A 15,994-nucleotide genomic window follows, 5' to 3' on the forward strand; every position below is an offset into this window, starting at 1 on the left:
GGAGCGGCCATGGGTGTCCCCCTCGAGATCTCCGGGATCACGAAGTCCTATCGCGATCCCGTCCTGGACCATCTGGACCTCACCCTCGACGGCGGCGTGTTCGCCCTGCTCGGCCCGAACGGCGCCGGCAAGACCACCCTCGTCTCGATCCTCACCACCCTCGTACGTCCGGACTCCGGCAGCGCACGCATCGCGGGCGTGGACGTGGTCCGCGCTCCGCGCGAAGCCCGACGCCTCATCGCCGCGACCGGGCAGGAGACCACGCTCGACGACCTCCTGACGGGACGGGAGAATCTCGCCATGCTCGGCAGGCTCCTGGGCCTCGGACGCACGGCTCCGGGCCGCGCCGACGAGCTGCTCGAGCAGTTCGGCCTCGCACCGGCGGGGCGGCGCACCGTGGCCACCTACTCCGGGGGCATGCGGCGTCGACTCGATCTGGCCGCCTCGCTCATCGCCCAGCCCGCCATCCTGTTCTTGGACGAGCCGAACATGCTCAAGGGTGATACGTATCGTGCTTCGTATCTCCAGTGTACCGACTTCAAGCTGGCGGCATGACGAAGACAGTTGAGCTGTGCGAAGTCCGGGGTGTGAGCGATGTGTCGCTCACACCCCGGGTTCGACGGTGGCTGGGTTACTTGTACTCACCCACAACCTGGTAAAGACCAGGGCTCGCCTTCGCGATGCCCGCGGTCTTCTTGGCGTACTCAGCCGCCTCCGGGTCGGACTGGGTCGCCTTGACATCATCGGCAGACTCCCACTGGGCCACGTTGAGCACGCGCGTCTTGTCGGCGCTGGCGAGCAGGGTGACAGAGATGAAACCGGGCCGGTGCTTCATCACCTTCTCGGTACCCTCCTTCAGCAGCTCGACGAGTTCCGGCTGCTTCTCCGGCTCGACGTCGATGACGTTGACGAAAGTGACTGGATTGGACATTGCGATCCTCCGTTGGGTTCGAGTTCGACCGGAGTCGATTCACATGGAGCCGAGTTCCGGGGGCACTGCTTCCGCGCCTAGTAGACAGACGAGCTAGCTGACGAGAGTGTGAGGCGTGTAGGACGTCTCGCTGCTCCTCGACGGTCAGAGCGGGCTAGAGCGACCCCGTTGCGCGTCAGTGACGACGCACCCCGAAGCCCGCGGGTGTGCGACCGAGACTGTAGGCAACGCGCTCAGTCTTGACCCTCACTCCTGGCAAGAACCCCCACCGGCTTAGATGAGTAACCCGGAGATCGGACCGCGGTTCGGAGCAGGAATCAGAATCGTCACCCAACTTCCCCCAGGTCACAGATATGTGCGGATCAAACCCATGGAACTTGAACGTATTATCCTCCCGGCGAACCAGGCCGGTCCTAAATTCAGCTACTGCTTCAGGAACACTGACAACAAGGCTGACCTCCACGTGTTCAGGAACTGCATGCAATGCAGCGAACGCGAGATCTTCGTGTTCCCAGTCTACGTAGATAGCGACATGACGAACCGACCGACTCAATACACGACTGAAACGAGCATTGGCGAGGAGGGATACGAGGTAGCCCGGCGATGTTGATATGTACCGGACTTGAGCGTCCGGCATAGCACTCCAGCATTGACGCGCACCCTCGTCGCAGGAACCAATGGGGACTTCCCGAAGGGTCGCCTCATCGGGGTCTACAAGGTACGGACGCCTCCCCAACCTTCTAGCTCGCTCGGCACTCACGGCAATAGCAAATTGAGCGTCCGGCGCTAACGCAATTAGCGTGCAATCCCCTCCAAGGGCAGGTGGTTTACTGTATCCCGATACGCGCCAGGTCACCAGCTGATCAAGCCAACGCTCCAGCAAGGGCAGACCTGCGCCTCGAAAACCAGCCCTGACGATACGCTCCGCACGAGGAAGCCCAGCCGGAATGAGACTCAAGCCCTTGGCCTCGTCAGGCACTCCTGTCCAGTCGGTGAACATATCCAACTGCTCTGGGGTTCGTACATCCTCCAGCGGGTCAAAAGGCAATGACGGACGAGACGCAACCCAAAATGGCGAGCCCGTACGCGATGAAAAGTGCCGCTTCATCAGGCTACGCACTGAGAGCGCAGCCTCATCATCATCAGAACGTCTGCCCAGATCGTCCGTCTGTGACGCGCAGGAGTTCACGGCTGAAGCCTCGAAACCACCCAGTCAGATCCCCGGCGTGAGAAGAGCAGTCGCTCATGCAGCCTGTCACGGCCGTTTGCCCAGAACTCGATGTCGGAAGGTTGAATCTCGAAAGCCCTATAGGTTACCGGTCTCGGTAATGGGGCATCCTCGGCGAGTTGCACGGCCGTCTGGCGGAGGCCTTCAACATCACCTAGAGGACGGCTTTGACAGGAAGCAACGGACATCGCGTGTGTGCCGAGGGGGCGTCGTTGCCACATCCTGTCGGCAACGGTCTCGTCTAGGCATTGGATAGAACCGCGGATGCACACCTGCTCGCTGGTTTCACGCCAGTAAAACAGCGCTGCCACCTTCGGATTCGCCAGAGCTTCCTGGCCTTTAGGGGAGTTGGAGTGAGACGTGAAAATGAGGCCAGCGGTCGTGAGCTCCGCCAATGCTACTGTTCTGATAGACGGCTGGCCCGCATTTGTAGAGGTAGCCAACGCCATTGCTAGCGGTTCGCGGACCCCGAGACGCACGGCGCGTTTCAGCCATGAGGTCATTAGCTCGAAAGGCTCGCCAGGTGGATCTAGATACTCAGGGAAATCTACCTCGATATGGCCTGTGAGAGTCTCCGAAAGATTGTCATTCATTGCTTCGATCCGTTCTGGTTTATACGAGTAGCGTGCCGTGAGCGACAAGAGCCGTAGCTCCCGATAAGGAGACAGCGCATTGCGGCTCTTGATCCTGTCGAATCGAAACTGTCATCCGACAATCTTTGCCGAGCTTGTGCCCTTGTCGGACTTCAACCCGGAGTAGTGAGTCATGGAGTCCGATCGACACCGCGTGTAGCGCTATTGGTGCGCAGGCTGATCCGGTGGCAGCATCTTCTTGGACTCCATATGCCGGGGAGAACATTCGATTGAACAGGACTCCGTTTTCTGCGGCATAGCAGTTGATCGCCATGTCCTCGAAAATAGAGAGACGGCGATGATCTGGGCGTATCGCCATCAACTCATTTACGGTCCTGATGGGTACTACGAGATGTCTGGCACCCGCGTCGTAAAGCGCTGGCGGGCCAGCGAAGCTCGATGTGCCTAGAGCGGCTTTCAGCTCAGCTGCATGTTCGGTCACGATCTCAGTGGGCATGGCTTGGGTGATCTGCACGCTACTCGTATCAGCCGGATCTTTGGAGATCCTTACCGCCCCGGACGGAGTTGTGAACGTTGCGTTAGAGAGTTGATGACGGTCCAGATGCACTCGCGCTGCACCGATGAGCGGGTGGCCCGCGAACGGTAGTTCGTTCACAGGGGTGAATATTCTGCATTGCACCCGCGTCGGGTCGCTTCTCGGCCTGTCGACAAAGACGACTTCCGAGAGTTGAAACTCGGCGGCGATGTCTTGCATCGTCCTTTGGTCTAAGTCGAACGAGTCGAGGAACACAGCGACCGGGTTACCGACCAGGGGTCTGGTGGCGAACGCGTCAACTAATTGGTACTGATGTTCCACGGTCCACCTTCTTGGTCGTCCTCGTTTCGGAACGGCTGAGTACGCCCTCGATGAGTTCAGCGAGCAGCCAATCATTGTTGTGAGTCAGAACTGACTCAATGTGGAACTGGGTCGAGGCAAACGCCGTACCGCTGAGTACTGCGACGTCCTCGGAGTCAGGGTGCAGGATCGCCCGGACATGCCTTGCGGGATTGGAATGGACGAAGGGGGTTAGGGAACGAGCGGTGTATGTGTTGTAGAACCCCAGTGTCGCTTGTCGATTCCAAAGCGGAAGTTCGATCTGCTCACCTTGGTGCGGTTGCGCTAGTCGAGCTATGGGCAAGCCAAGCTCTAGCGCGAGTATCTGATGGCTCAAACACTCGGCGAGGAACGGTCGCCGTTGCAACAGCGCGGACCGGATGAGCCGGTGAAGAGAAACGATGCGCTGATCGGTCTTGTTCTCGGGGTTGCCGGGACCAGGGCCGAACAGAATCAGATCACGGTCAGCCGGGAGTTCGTCCACGTCGAGGGCTGGTAGTTCGTCCACGTAGAATCCCAAGGATCTGAGTAGTACAGCCAGCATGTGTGTAAAGTCGTCTTCGGCGGTCACTATCAGGCATGTCCGCCCGCTGAATCGATGTCGGTTGAGTGCGCGCTCAGTTGTGCTCTTGAGCCAGAAGTCGGACACTACGGCGCGGCGAACTGTCATGGCCTGGCCAATGGAGGCGTCAAGGGAAGCCTCAGCCTCAAAGACCTGTCGCAATCCCGCAGTCTTGGCACGAGTCTCCTGCGCTTCGGAGTCGGGATCTGAATGGCGCACAATAGTTGAGCCAGCCGAAATACATACGTCGCCGTATCGCGATATCTCGGCGGTTCGGATGAGGATGGCTGAATCGAGAGATTGCCCTCCGCAGCCGTCGGGTTCGACCAGAGCCACCACGCCGCTGTAGTAGCCGCGCGGCGAGGGCTCCCGCTTGTGGATGACGCGAGTAGCGCTCTCCAGGGGGCTCCCCACGACTGTTGGAGCTAGGAGGGTCGATCTGAGCACTCGGCCGATGTTGGCGGAGGTCCGACCGGAGATTTCGAACTCCGTGTGGACGACGTTAGACATTCGACGAATGCGTGGACCGATTACGGCGGCCCCTTCCGGGCAGAGTGAGGCCATCATCTTCAGCTCCTCATCCAGCACCATGAGGAGTTCATCGGCTTCCTTCTGGTCTGCTAAGAACGCTTGGACCTCGCGTGTTGTCGGCCGACGCCCTTCCGCTCTTAGAGTTCCGCTGATGGGGGTCATCGCTACGATTGAGTCATGAAGCGACACGTGGCGCTCAGGAGAAGCCCCCTGGAAGACTCTGTCTTCCAACGAGACTAGAAAGGTCCAATAGGCGCCTGCTTCGCGTTGGACCAGCCGCTTGTAGAGTCCGAGTAGTGAGGCGTTACTGCTATCGCTCAGCGTTCCTTGAAGCGTTCGTTTTAGGACGAAGTTTGACCCGAGGCCGCTGCCGATGTCTTCGACAATGGAGGCGGAGGCAATGTCGGCGTATTCCGCATCGCTGATATCGAACTCGAAATTCTCCACGTGGCCTATTGGTCCCGCGACCAGGCTCTCGAATTCGTCGCGGTCTGTGACGTAGTGCTGAGACACCGTGCAGGTCAAGATTGGTTGCTTGTCGTCTTGAGCGGAGAATCCACGTTCTTCGATCGAACGGTAAGGAAGGAGTACGAGTTTGGTGGCTTCATCGTCGGTGGCGATCTGAGTCGTGTCCTCAACGGTGCTGGCGTCGAAGATGAGCAGGTCGATATAGTCCGGGGTCGCTTGTCGCAGTATCAGGGCGTAGCTGGTCTCGTGTTCGCTGATGATCTGCAACGCCTGGCTGGCGGAAACCTGGCAGTTCATATCAGGTCACTTCCAATGAACTTGATCTGTCCGCATCGATCGCCGATATATTCCAGCGTGTCGATGTGGAGAGTTCGATTGAAGTCTGCGGTTGCATCTCCGATCACGAAGCACTGGATGTCTTCGGCGACGCAGTCGATGGCAGTTGCCAGGATGCCCACATGTAGGTAAATCCCACAGACGATCAGCTGATCTTTGCCGAAACCTGAGAGGAGTTCTGCCAAGCCGGTGTGGGTGAAGGCGCTATAGCGCCATTTCGTAATTCGGGAGTCCTGCTCCGTAGGCTCAACAGAGTCGACCAAGCGGCGGTCCTCCTCGTCTGCGTCCATCCCAGGCCCCCAGAAGTCCGTCATGAGTCCTCGTTCTTCCAAGGTCATCCCGCCACGCTGACCGCTGTAGATCAGCGGCGCTCCTCGGTCTCTGGCGAGACGTACGAGCCGGCTGACGTTGCTTTGCAACTGATGAGATGGCTCAACTGGCAGTGCCCGGACGAAGTACTCCTGCATGTCATGGACGAGCAGTGCCGCGCGGGTCCAATCGAGTGCCCATCCGGGTCCGCGCGTCTTCACATCAGCGATAGTGACTTGCGCGTATGACGTAGTTGTGAATGTATGTTTCATGTCAGCGGCCCTCCGTCCAAGCGGTTAGGACTTCGGCAGTTTGGATTCGATTGAGACGCGGGTCGCAGAGGCTCCGGTAGCTGTTAGGCCCACGTCGGCTATCGACGCTCGTGGTGCACTCTTCGATCCCATAGTCTCCGGTGGCTTCCAGATGGATACCCGCGGAGTGGAGGTCAAAGGTCTTGAGAATTTCGTTGAAGGCGGTGACCTCGTCCAGGACATCAGGTATCAGTCGTGTCTTGGCTCCATCATCAGCACTTCTCGTGTTGCCGTGAAGAGGATCCACCATCCAATTAAATTCAAGGCCGGCGGTGCATAGTGCCGAGACGATGGCAGGAAAGTCATCTCTGATCCGTGAACGACCGAATCGCGCAATGAGCGAGAGGCGCCCCTTTTCGTTATGCGGATTAAGGGTCCTGACAAGCCGCTCAGCTTCGCTCGTTGATACACCTGGTCCAATCTTGCAAGACACCGGATTGCGAATGACCTCCATGAGCGATAAGTGGGCACCGTCGAGCTGCCGGGTACGGTTACCTATCCAGGGCCAGTGCGTCGATGTCAGGTAACGATCATGGCCCTGGAATCGAACCTGCGGGTGTTCGTAGTCCATCAGCAGCGCCTCATGGCTCGTCCAGATTTTTCGTCCGGTCGTGCTGTTGTGGTGACGTATGGCCTCCGTCGCCCGCTGGGCCAAACGATGACCTCTCAAGAGCCGGAACGGGTCCGGCTCGCGTTCTTCAGGAGTTGGTCCAGGCCCGTTGACTGCGTCGCCCATGTACGTTGGAATGTCTTGTCCGGCGACGGTCTCGGTCGGATTGCTGCGGGGCTTCGCGAACTGACCCGCGACCCGACCGATAGCGATCACCCCCTGGCCGGTGGCTCCAGCGACCAGGTCAGCGGCTTCATCTATGAAGTCCAGCTTCCGGTCGACGGCCTGCGGTGATAGCTCGACGAACGGCTCAGCGCAGTCGCCAAGCTGAACGACGGTTGCGTGGCCGCTGGCGACAACTGCCAGACAGACTCGCAGCTCCTCGATTTCCTCTGCGGTCACGAGGGACTGGGCCGCCTCCAGCCGGTGCCGCACCTGCTCGACTAGGGCGTGTCTCCCATAGGTGAGCGGCAGGCTGCGAGATCGTGACCGTATGGCACGAACGACGTCGAGGTTCCGCCAGTTCACCGACGAGCAGTGGGAACGGATCGAGCCGCTGCTGCCGTCCAACGCCGGTCGGCAGGGGCATCCGTTTCGCGACAATCGCAGAATCGTCGAAGCGATCGTCTACCGCTACCGGACGGGCATCCCGTGGCGGGACCTGCCGCGGGACGAGTTCGGTCCGTGGCAGACGGTCTGGAAGCGCCATGCTCGCTATGCCGCGGACGGCACCTGGGACCGGATCCTGCAGCGCATCCTCGCCGACGCAGACGCTGCCGGGATGATCGACTGGGATGTGTCGGTCGACGCGACCATCTGCCGTGCCCACCAGCACGCGACGAACACCAGCCGTCTCGACCAGGACACAGGGGGCACGGTCGAATCACAGGAACCTGCCGGCCAGCGAGTGTGAACCCGCAGGCCACGGCATCGGGCGGTCGCGCGGCGGGTTGACCACGAAGATCCACAGTGCCGTCGACGGGCATGGCCGGCCGCTGGCGTCGGTGGTCACCGGCGGTCAGCGCAACGACGGCGCGATGCTCCACGAGGTCTTGGCCGAAATACACGTGCCTCGCCGGGGGCGGGGTCGGCCGCGCTCTCGGCCGGATGCGGTGCTCGCCGATCGGGCCTATTCGAATGGCGCGCTGCGCCGCGAACTACGGCGTCGCAGGATCACCGCCGTGATCCCGGAAAAGCGGGACACGATCGCCGCCCGCGCCCGCCGCGGCAGCGCCGGTGGCCGGCCTCCGGCGTTCGACGCCGGCTTGTACAAGGGCCGCAACGTCATCGAACGATCCTTCGCCCTGGCCAAGCAATGGCGAGGCCTTGCCACCCGCTACGACAAACTCGCGATAACCTACCGCGCCGCCGTCACCCTCTGCGCCATCATGACCTGGCTACGCGCCACGGGGTAGAGTAGAGCCCTATATGTGCTTGCGTCGTTCGTTGAACTGCACCCTATGGTCGTCCGGACCGACGACGGTCGCATAAGTACCCCACGGCTCTTCGACCGGTTCTGAAACCTCTGCTCCGCGAGAGTGCAGAACTTCGATGGTCGTGGCGATGTCGCTGCTGGCGAAAGTCAGATTCGCACCTTCCCCTGGAGACCGGCCAAAAGCTGCAGCAGCCAATAGGACGATGGCGGTCTGTGCACCGGCCGGGCGCACTTCCAGCCAGCGAGCTCCGCCGCCCATGTCGGCATCGGTGATGACTTCAAATCCCAGAACGTCTCGGTAGAAGGCGAGACTCTCATCCTGGTCGGTCACATACAGGATCGCAGACGCTATGTGAGTGATCATGGCATGACAGTACGGCTCCTGCCCGCCGCTTAGCAAGGCATCAACCGTACCGACGTCACGAAACTATTCGCGATGCGTCCCAGAACTCGTTCACGATCGCGACGACAGCGTTGTGCACGTCTGACGCCAACAACGTGGCGCAGCACCGATCTGATTACGCCCTATGGGAGACACGCCCTAGGTGCGGTTGGGGCCATGTGGGCTGATGCGCTGCGGAGGAGTATTGAGTGAGAGTGGACTGATGCGTGTGGTTTCTGGTCGGCGTAGTCATTACTGGGGGATGCCTTTGCGTTCAATTCGCGGCACCGGGAGGCCGAGGGCCTTGAGCTGCAAGATCGGGTTCATGAATTCGCGGCACCGGACGATCAGGCCGCCGTCCATCTCGAACGAAAACAGGAAGTGGTTTTCGTAGTATCCCTCGTCATACCCCTCGAACCGGATGGCACCGTGACCATCGCATTCGACCCAGAAATGGTTGGGATCGGTCTCAGGGTGGACTGTGATGTTGTACCACTCCCAGTCAGGGAAGCACTGGAGCGACCAGTGCGCATGCCGCTCAAGCGCCGACTTGCCTCGGATCTCGATTGCTTGTCCCGATTCGGTGGTCCAGAGGCCCCCGATCCCTTCCTCGACAAACAGGTTGTGTCGGTCATATCGGTCCTCGCCTTTGGTATGCATGTACCGTTCGACGGTTTGGAGGTTCTTATTGCGGAGGTCATCGTTCTCACTGATGGACATGGTGTGCTCCTTCTCTCTGTTGAGTCAGCCGAGACCGGGTGGACAGCTGGAAACTTGGAAGTCGATTGTCGATCTCGTTGCGAAGACGTTGGCGGTATGAGCCGAGGCCGCCGAAGTAGAAGAGTGCTCGGGGGCTGTCGGTGTGAACATTTGACCCAAAGATCCACGATTTAACTTCGGCGAAAACGGAGCCCTGGGCCATCTCCGTGGACTCAACCGCCCAACGATTCACAGCGTCTGGATGTACTTCGACGGTGGCGGCCTCGGTAGAGTCGGCTACCGCGATCACCTCTGCGATGAAATCGACCTGTGCCTCGATGCCTGGCGGCAAGTTCGAAAAGACCCCCAAAGGTCCAAGTACGGTGAAGAAGTTCGGGAACTTCGGCGTAGCAATCCCTAGGTACGACGAAGGAGCATCGCCCCAGTGTTCGAGCAGGTTCGTGCCTTCTCGCCCTTGGACGTGGAAATCGCGGTATGCCCCGTCTACTGCCTCGAACCCGGTGGCGAACACGATGACATCGACTTCGAAGAAGCGTCCGTCGTCGAGGGTGATTCCGTGCGGCGTAACGGATCGGATAGGGTTCCGTCTGGTGTTCACCAGGGATACGTTCTCGCGGTTGAAGGTCTCGTAGTAGTTGTCTACAGCGACGGGGCGCCTGGCGTACGGCTCGGTGGGAGTCAGATCCTTCACCGTGTCGCTGTCCCTGACGATGACGTTGATCTTCTGCTTGATGAAGTCAGCGGCGGCGTTGTTGGAGACGCGATTGAACGCAAGATCGGAGAACGTCCCGAACATAAAATTGAAGCCTCCGCCTTCCTCCCAGGCCTTCTCAAAGACTTCTTCTCGCGTCTTCTCATCGACATCTTGCGCCCCGGTTTGTGGCTCCTCGAAACCGCACGCAAGTCTCGTCAGCCGCCAGGCATCCCAGAGTTCGGCGAAGGACTCTTCATAGTGGTGAGATTCGCTGTCGGTCCACCGTCGTTGCCCCGCCGGGACGACGTACTGGGCTGTGCGTTGGAAGACGACCATCTCTTCGACCTCGGTCGCTGCATTGGCGATGAGCTGACAACCAGTTGAACCGGTGCCAAACACCGCGACTCTTGCTCCGGCGAGACTCACGCCTTCAGGCCATCGAGCCGTGTGGATGGTCCGCCCGGTGAACGATGCAAGGCCGGGGATGTTGGGGAGGACCGGCTTCGAGAGGACGCCGGCGGCTCCGATGAGATACCGAGCCGAGAACGTCTGGCCTCTGTCCGTCCGCACTTCCCACCGTGCTTGCTCTTCTTTGAAGTCAGCCGTAGTTGCGGTCGTCTCGAAGTGGAAGATCTTGTCCAAGTCATGCCGCTTCATGAAATCCTGAAGATAGTCACGAATCTGACTGCCCTTCTGATATCGCGCGGCGCGATCCCAGGAGGGCGATACGGTCGGATCACCGGAGTACCGATAGACATGGCTATCCGTGTCAGCCTGGACTCCTGGGTATCTGTTCCAGTACCAGGTTCCTCCCGCATCGCTGCCCTTCTCGATGCCGACAACGTCGAGACCGAGGTCGTTGGAGAGCTTATGAGCCGCATAGATCCCTGAGACTCCGGCTCCAATGATGATTACGTCGCACTTCAGATAGCTCACGTCGGTTACCTTTCGATGGTGTTGTGGCCGACGCTGCTTGAGTGCGGCCGAGTTCTATCGCGGACAGCTTGGCGATAGTTCGAGGTTGTGGTTCGAAACTTTTCGGATCGGGTGCTACTGGCGGTGCCGACATGTTCGAGTTCTTCGCGGTTCATCTTTCGATTCGCGAGCACGACGTTGTTGGTCTGAGGAAGCCTGGCGGACACGAACTCCCCAATGGCGATGAATGGGTCGGCTTCGGTCTTGATTGCCCCGGCAAGACAGGCGGCGTCGACGATAGTTTGCGAGGCACCCTGTGCCCCAATGGGGTACATCGGGTGTGCCGCGTCGCCAAGTAATACGACTCGTGAGCGGGACCACTGATTGATCGGGTCACGGTCACGGAGGCGGTCCGACTTGATAGTCGGGGACTTCTCGATCATCGCTTCGATGTCCAGGAAGTCGAGGGTCCAGTTTCCGATCAGGGGCCCCAGTATGCGCCGCACGGCTTCTTGGCTCTCGCCGAGGACCGGAGTTTGTCCCTCGTAGACTCTGTCAGGGACGAGGAGCACCCAGTTGATCCGGCTCGATCCGCTTCTAGCAATGGGCGCGGAGACCGGGTAGGCGATGAGTCGACAGCCATCGTCGGCTGTGACGAGGATGAAGGTCTCTCCGTCGAGCATCTTGGGGAAGTCCGCGACTCCGCGATAGAGAGTCATGCCGCCATCGTGAAGCGCGGTGGCTCCTACGGTGTAGGTACGGGTGACGGAGTTGATGCCGTCCGCTCCAACGATGAGGTCATATGGTGCAGGAGATTGCCTATCCCACCGTTCTAAGTCTTCGATCGTGATCGTGGCGCTCGTGTGTATCCGGCAACTACCGGGCAGCTGGGCGAGCAGGATCGAAACCAGATCGTGTCGGAGGATCGATAGTTGGGGCATCTCTTCCCCAGCGAACCGTCCCCGAGGTTCTTCCATGATCTGTTGTCCGTCTGAGGATAGGTACCGGTGTGCGCGAGTCTGTATTCCGAGGCTGCACAAGCGAGACAGGAGCCCGAGGCCAGCGAGTTCCGTTACTGCAATAGGCTGGATGTTGAGTCCGTAGCCGTCACCGTTCAGCGAGCTCCGATGATCGAAGAGGTCGATCTGGTAGTCCTCGCCGAGGGAAGCCGCGAGCATGAGTCCGCCGATACCGGCTCCCACTATTGCGATTCGAGTTGCTTTTTCAGGCAATGCGCAAGACATGAGGCTCACCTTCAGAGAGTTCGTTGTGCCAGAGGTGGAGCTTCTCGGGGTTTCTAACGGCCCAGATGTTGCTAATTCGGGTCCCAGTGATCTGCGTGGCTACGACAGCAATCACGCGCCCATGCGACGACCCGATCAAGCCGGGCTGATAGTTGACGACAGCCTCGGAGACGATCAGGTCGGGTTGCTTGATCATGACTGCCTTGAAGAAGGCGGCGACTTGCTCTGCACCGACCATTGGGTCAATTGCTGCGCTCACGATTCCCCCCCCCCCCCCCCCATCTGTGACGGCGGTAACGCTCGGATCGAGTACGTTAAGAAGCTTCGTGAGACTGCCTTGCTGCCATGCCTCTTTGAAAGCTTGGTTAACACGCCGATGTTCGTCCTGTTCGACGCGTCCAGAGGTGGCGCTCTTTGCTCGTTTCCTCGCTGACGAAGCGAGTTGGCGGCACGCATGAGGGGTACGCCCGACGATTTCCGCGATCTCGGCGAAGGAGTATTGGAACACGTCATGCAGGACGAAGCTGACGCGTTCGGCGGGTGACATCTTGTCGAGGACGATCAGGAGCGCCATGGAAACCGACTCATCAAGTGATATGCGGTCGGCAGGGTCGGCGGATGTGGTCCCCGAAGGTTCGGCAACTCTGACATCGAAGGCAGGGATCGGCTCGGGAAGCCACTCGCCAACGTATACTTCGCGTCGTTATCTGGGGTGCGATCAGAGGTGTTCGTGACGTCCAGCACGAGACCCAGCGCATCGGCACTCTTCCTGGTGGACATCGTTATCTCGGGCTGTCCATCAGGCAACGTGTCTCCCTTACCGCTCCGGCTTCGATGCCCGTAGTCGCCCGAGGGCGTGTTCCAGTTGTTTCCGGAGTCGCTGGTTCTCGGCGGTGAGGTCTCGGACGCGCGCGTTGGCGACTTCGAGGCGGCGTAGCAGGGAGGCGTCGGTGGAGCGTTGCGATGCCGGGAGTGGTGCACCGGCTGCACCTTGCTGGGAGTCGCGGAGTCCTCGGATTTCGGCGCAGAGGTCGGGCTGGGTGTAGAGCCACGACCGTGAGACCTGCGCCTTCTGCGCGACGATCTGGAAGGTGACCGGGCCGCCCTCGCGGTCGAGGTCGCGAAGGGCCTGGGTGGCCTTGGCATGGGTGGTCTCGTGGCGCCGCTGGGCGGCGGCGATCAGGTAGTGGCTGTTATCGGCATGCATCAGGTGCTTGCCTCGCCGCTCTGGTCGTCCTCCAAGGCGGTGATGATCTGGTCGAGGTTTCCCAGGACCTGCTGGTTCATCTCGATCAGTCGTTGCTGGCCATGGGCCTCGGCAGCGGTGATGATCTCCACGGTCTGCTGACGGTGCTGGCGGTGTTCGGGCAGGAACTCGGATGTGGTGATGAACATCGGGCAGCTCAGGCATGCGTTCGCGTGCGGGCAGGACTGCTGGACCGGCAGTCCGCAGAAGCCGTTGGGCAGGGCCTGGGTGGCTCGTCCGACTCGCTGTTTGGCCCAGGCCGCCTCGGCCAACTGTCCGTCCGGGTCGAGGGTGACGGTCTCGCCCTTGATGTTGATCTTCCGCGCGGCTTCCCAGTGCCGGCGGATCGTGGTGTCACTGAGGCGGGCATAGTGGGCGGTCATGACGTGGGAGTCGTGGTCGAGAATCCGCCGGACCACTTCTTGGGGGACGTCGCGGTTGATCAGCCTGGTGCCCAGCGTGTGCCGGAAGCTGTGCGGGACGACGCGAACCGGTTGCCCATGTTCGTCACGGACATCGCAGCGCTTGAGCCAGCGGTGCAGCGCCTTGCGGTAGACCCCGTCACCGAGAGGCTCCTGGCCGTCGTCGTTGTGCGTGACTCGCGGGAAGAGCACCGGCGCTCCGCCTGGCCACCGAGCGTGAAGGCGGTGTCGCTGAGCAGCGATGGCCTCGGCAAGTTCAGCGTCGATGGGCACGAGGGCTTCGCGCTTCATCTTGTGATTGAGGTAGCGCAGGTAGGGTGCCCCCTCGCCGTCGTAGACGATGCAGTCGGTCGGCAGGCGGACGGTGTCGGTGATGCGCAGCCCGCAGCCCATCAAGATCAGCGTGATCAGTTCGTAGGTCGGGTTGTTCCATTTGGCGAGGTTGTCCGGGTTCTCCAGCTGCGCCATTACTGTTTCGCTCAGCGCGCGCGGTTGCCGGATGGCTTCCTTGGGGAAGTCCTCACTGAAGAACATCACCGTCGAAGGCAGGGAGTCGTCCCAGCCGTGCTGCCGGATGGTGGTGAAGAACAGGTTCAGTTGGCCGATCAGCATGCGGTGCTTCACGGTGCCTGAAAACCGTGCATGCAGGTCAGCGAGGTACCGCTCCAGCACCTCCCGGCCCAGGTCTGCCTGGCCCTGGACGGCAGGTGCCGTGTCCGCGAGGAACTGCCCGAAGTGCGTGATCGCCCGTGTGCCGGAGGAGACGCTGACCACACCGAGGCCCGAGGCCAGGCGCCACCGGGCCCAGCGTTTAGCCAAGGCCTTCAGCCAGGGCTGCGGGATGTCCTCGAAGGTGATCCGGGCGAGCCGCCGATCATTAATGCCGAGCTCACGCAGCCGCCAGACGTCCCTGCCGTACTCAGCGTCCCAGGCACTGGCTTGACGGGGCGTCCGTCGTTGCTCGCGCCCGTTCCTCGATGGCTGTTTGGGCACCAACGGGCTGGGCGTGCTCACAGGCGTACCTCCCGGTCGGTGAACCATCCCGCTGCCTCCAGCGCCTTGCGGGCGTCCTCGGCGCTCAGGTGCCCGTAGACGGCCGCGGTGGTGGTGATGTCAGCGTGGCCCAGGAGCTTGGAGACCACCTCGATCGGCACACCGTCGCGCAGCATCCGGGTCGCGGCGGTGTGGCGGTACCAGTGTGGATCGAAGTCGATCCCGGTGCGCCGGCGCAGCCGCTTCACCAGGTCATGGACGGCCGTGTAGGTCAACGGGCGGCCATGCGGTCGGCCCCACAGGTTCACGAAGACGTAGTCGGAGTCCAGATCGCCGTACTCCAGGTGAAGGTAGTCGGCGTAGAGCCGGACCAGCTCGGCGCTGACCGGGATCGTCCGCTGGCTGCGCGACTTCGAGCGGGCGCCGTTGTCATTGACCCGCGACCGCACCGTGATCTGGGACTCGGCAGCGGCGATGTCTTCGTGCCGCAGCCCCAGCGCTTCCCCGATCCGCATCCCGGTGTCGAACAGCACCGCGAAGAGGAACCTATCCCGCAGATGATCACAGCCATCGAGGATCGTCTGCGCCTCGGCGGCGGCGAGCACACGGGGAAGCTTGCGCTGCGTGCTCAGCACTACGGCACGCCGCGGATTTGGGGTTCCCTTGCTGATGTGGTGCAAGAACGGCTTCCACCCCGAGCCCCGGCCGCCGACCGACTGCCACGTCCTCAACAGCTCCCCGAGGTCGACGCCGTGGCGCGCCGCGTGCTGATAGAACGCGCTCACCGCGGAGAGCTTGCGGTTGACCGTCGACCCGGTGCAGTGGTGCTCCACCGACGGCAGGACGAGTACCGTCCCATCGCGCAGCTGCGGTGGGCGGCGCAACCAGGCGACGAACTCGGCGACGTCCTCCAATCGCACCTCACGCCAATCCATGGTCTGGGCGCCGAGGAACACGAACCAGTCCTTCAAATCATGGGCGTAGGCCTTGACCGTGTTCGGCGACCGCTCGATCTGCGTCAAGTACGCCAGATACCGCTCGATCGGAGCGACCGGTGCACCATCCCCACCCAGCACCGTCCATGACTCCACGCCATCGACCGGGGAAAGCACGCGCTGCACGGTCAAGTCATTCGCCTGCGAATTCAACATGTGGTATTCGATTGAAAGTGGCCTCGACCGTTCCCGGAG

Annotated in this window: 16 protein-coding genes; 2 read left to right on the forward strand and 14 right to left on the reverse strand. The window is 61.0% G+C overall.

Annotated elements, in window-relative coordinates; genetic code table 11:
- The first annotated feature begins 9 nt into the window (after positions 1-9).
- The gene (locus JOF44_RS04340) at positions 10-555 is read left to right on the forward strand and encodes an ABC transporter ATP-binding protein (RefSeq protein WP_209887820.1); all 546 of its coding nucleotides are present in this window, start codon (positions 10-12) and stop codon (positions 553-555) included.
- Positions 556-631: 76 nt separating this feature from the next.
- On the opposite strand, the gene JOF44_RS04345 is transcribed toward JOF44_RS04340, so the two are convergent.
- The 6 genes from JOF44_RS04345 to JOF44_RS04370 form a co-directional block, all read right to left on the reverse strand.
- A complete protein-coding gene (locus tag JOF44_RS04345; RefSeq protein WP_009883830.1) occupies positions 632-931 on the reverse strand; it encodes an antibiotic biosynthesis monooxygenase family protein in 300 nt (99 codons plus the stop codon).
- 1,185 nt (positions 932-2,116) lie between these two features.
- Positions 2,117-2,752 carry a pyridoxal 5'-phosphate synthase gene (locus JOF44_RS04350; RefSeq protein ID WP_209887822.1) on the reverse strand — a complete coding sequence of 212 codons (636 nt, stop codon included), beginning with the start codon at positions 2,750-2,752 and terminating at the stop codon, positions 2,117-2,119.
- A gap of 19 nt (positions 2,753-2,771) precedes the next feature.
- Positions 2,772-3,608 (reverse strand): PhzF family phenazine biosynthesis isomerase, encoded by an 837-nt coding sequence (locus JOF44_RS04355; protein WP_168216766.1) that lies wholly within the window; start codon positions 3,606-3,608, stop codon positions 2,772-2,774.
- Positions 3,583-5,484: an anthranilate synthase family protein gene (locus tag JOF44_RS04360; RefSeq protein WP_209887824.1), complete on the reverse strand. Its 1,902-nt coding sequence runs from the start codon at positions 5,482-5,484 to the stop codon at positions 3,583-3,585. Before JOF44_RS04360 ends, JOF44_RS04355 begins: the two co-directional genes overlap by 26 nt.
- The gene (locus JOF44_RS04365) at positions 5,481-6,104 is read right to left on the reverse strand and encodes an isochorismatase family protein (protein ID WP_101642758.1); all 624 of its coding nucleotides are present in this window, start codon (positions 6,102-6,104) and stop codon (positions 5,481-5,483) included. The genes JOF44_RS04360 and JOF44_RS04365 overlap by 4 nt, the downstream gene beginning before the upstream one ends.
- A gap of 1 nt (position 6,105) precedes the next feature.
- Positions 6,106-7,281: a 3-deoxy-7-phosphoheptulonate synthase gene (locus tag JOF44_RS04370; protein WP_342591662.1), complete on the reverse strand. Its 1,176-nt coding sequence runs from the start codon at positions 7,279-7,281 to the stop codon at positions 6,106-6,108.
- Between JOF44_RS04370 and JOF44_RS04375 the strand changes: the two genes are divergently transcribed.
- Positions 7,247-8,168, forward strand: a protein-coding gene (locus JOF44_RS04375) for an IS5 family transposase (protein WP_377785326.1) whose coding sequence is annotated in 2 segments (ribosomal slippage) — positions 7,247-7,630 and positions 7,632-8,168 — 921 coding nt in all. Because the reading frame shifts where the segments join, the coding sequence is not laid out codon by codon here. The two genes, JOF44_RS04370 and JOF44_RS04375, sit on opposite strands and share 35 nt — an antisense overlap.
- Positions 8,169-8,177: 9 nt before the next feature.
- Here JOF44_RS04375 and JOF44_RS04380 read toward each other — a convergent pair.
- The 8 genes from JOF44_RS04380 to JOF44_RS04415 form a co-directional block, all read right to left on the reverse strand.
- Positions 8,178-8,552, reverse strand: coding sequence for a VOC family protein (locus tag JOF44_RS04380; protein ID WP_209887465.1), 375 nt, complete (start codon positions 8,550-8,552; stop codon positions 8,178-8,180).
- A 270-nt stretch (positions 8,553-8,822) separates the two neighbouring features.
- On the reverse strand, positions 8,823-9,290 hold the full coding sequence (locus tag JOF44_RS04385; protein ID WP_009883836.1) for a PhzA/PhzB family protein: 468 nt from the start codon (positions 9,288-9,290) through the stop codon (positions 8,823-8,825).
- Complete coding sequence (locus tag JOF44_RS04390) at positions 9,277-10,920, reverse strand: flavin-containing monooxygenase (protein ID WP_209887835.1); 1,644 nt, start codon at positions 10,918-10,920, stop codon at positions 9,277-9,279. Before JOF44_RS04390 ends, JOF44_RS04385 begins: the two co-directional genes overlap by 14 nt.
- Positions 10,921-10,925: 5 nt before the next feature.
- On the reverse strand, positions 10,926-12,143 hold the full coding sequence (locus JOF44_RS04395; protein WP_281067118.1) for an FAD-dependent monooxygenase: 1,218 nt from the start codon (positions 12,141-12,143) through the stop codon (positions 10,926-10,928).
- On the reverse strand, positions 12,124-12,717 hold the full coding sequence (locus tag JOF44_RS04400; RefSeq protein WP_245348849.1) for a sigma factor-like helix-turn-helix DNA-binding protein: 594 nt from the start codon (positions 12,715-12,717) through the stop codon (positions 12,124-12,126). Before JOF44_RS04400 ends, JOF44_RS04395 begins: the two co-directional genes overlap by 20 nt.
- A gap of 243 nt (positions 12,718-12,960) precedes the next feature.
- Positions 12,961-13,350, reverse strand: a complete 390-nt coding sequence (locus tag JOF44_RS04405) for a DUF6262 family protein (RefSeq protein ID WP_096146472.1) — start codon at positions 13,348-13,350, stop codon at positions 12,961-12,963.
- Positions 13,350-14,825, reverse strand: a complete 1,476-nt coding sequence (locus tag JOF44_RS04410) for a tyrosine-type recombinase/integrase (RefSeq protein ID WP_240513739.1) — start codon at positions 14,823-14,825, stop codon at positions 13,350-13,352. Before JOF44_RS04410 ends, JOF44_RS04405 begins: the two co-directional genes overlap by 1 nt.
- On the reverse strand, positions 14,822-15,955 hold the full coding sequence (locus tag JOF44_RS04415; RefSeq protein ID WP_240513740.1) for a site-specific integrase: 1,134 nt from the start codon (positions 15,953-15,955) through the stop codon (positions 14,822-14,824). The genes JOF44_RS04410 and JOF44_RS04415 overlap by 4 nt, the downstream gene beginning before the upstream one ends.
- Between the last annotated feature and the right edge of the window lie 39 nt (positions 15,956-15,994).

The organism is Brachybacterium fresconis, from assembly GCF_017876515.1.
Classification (GTDB): Bacteria; Actinomycetota; Actinomycetes; order Actinomycetales; family Dermabacteraceae; genus Brachybacterium; species Brachybacterium fresconis.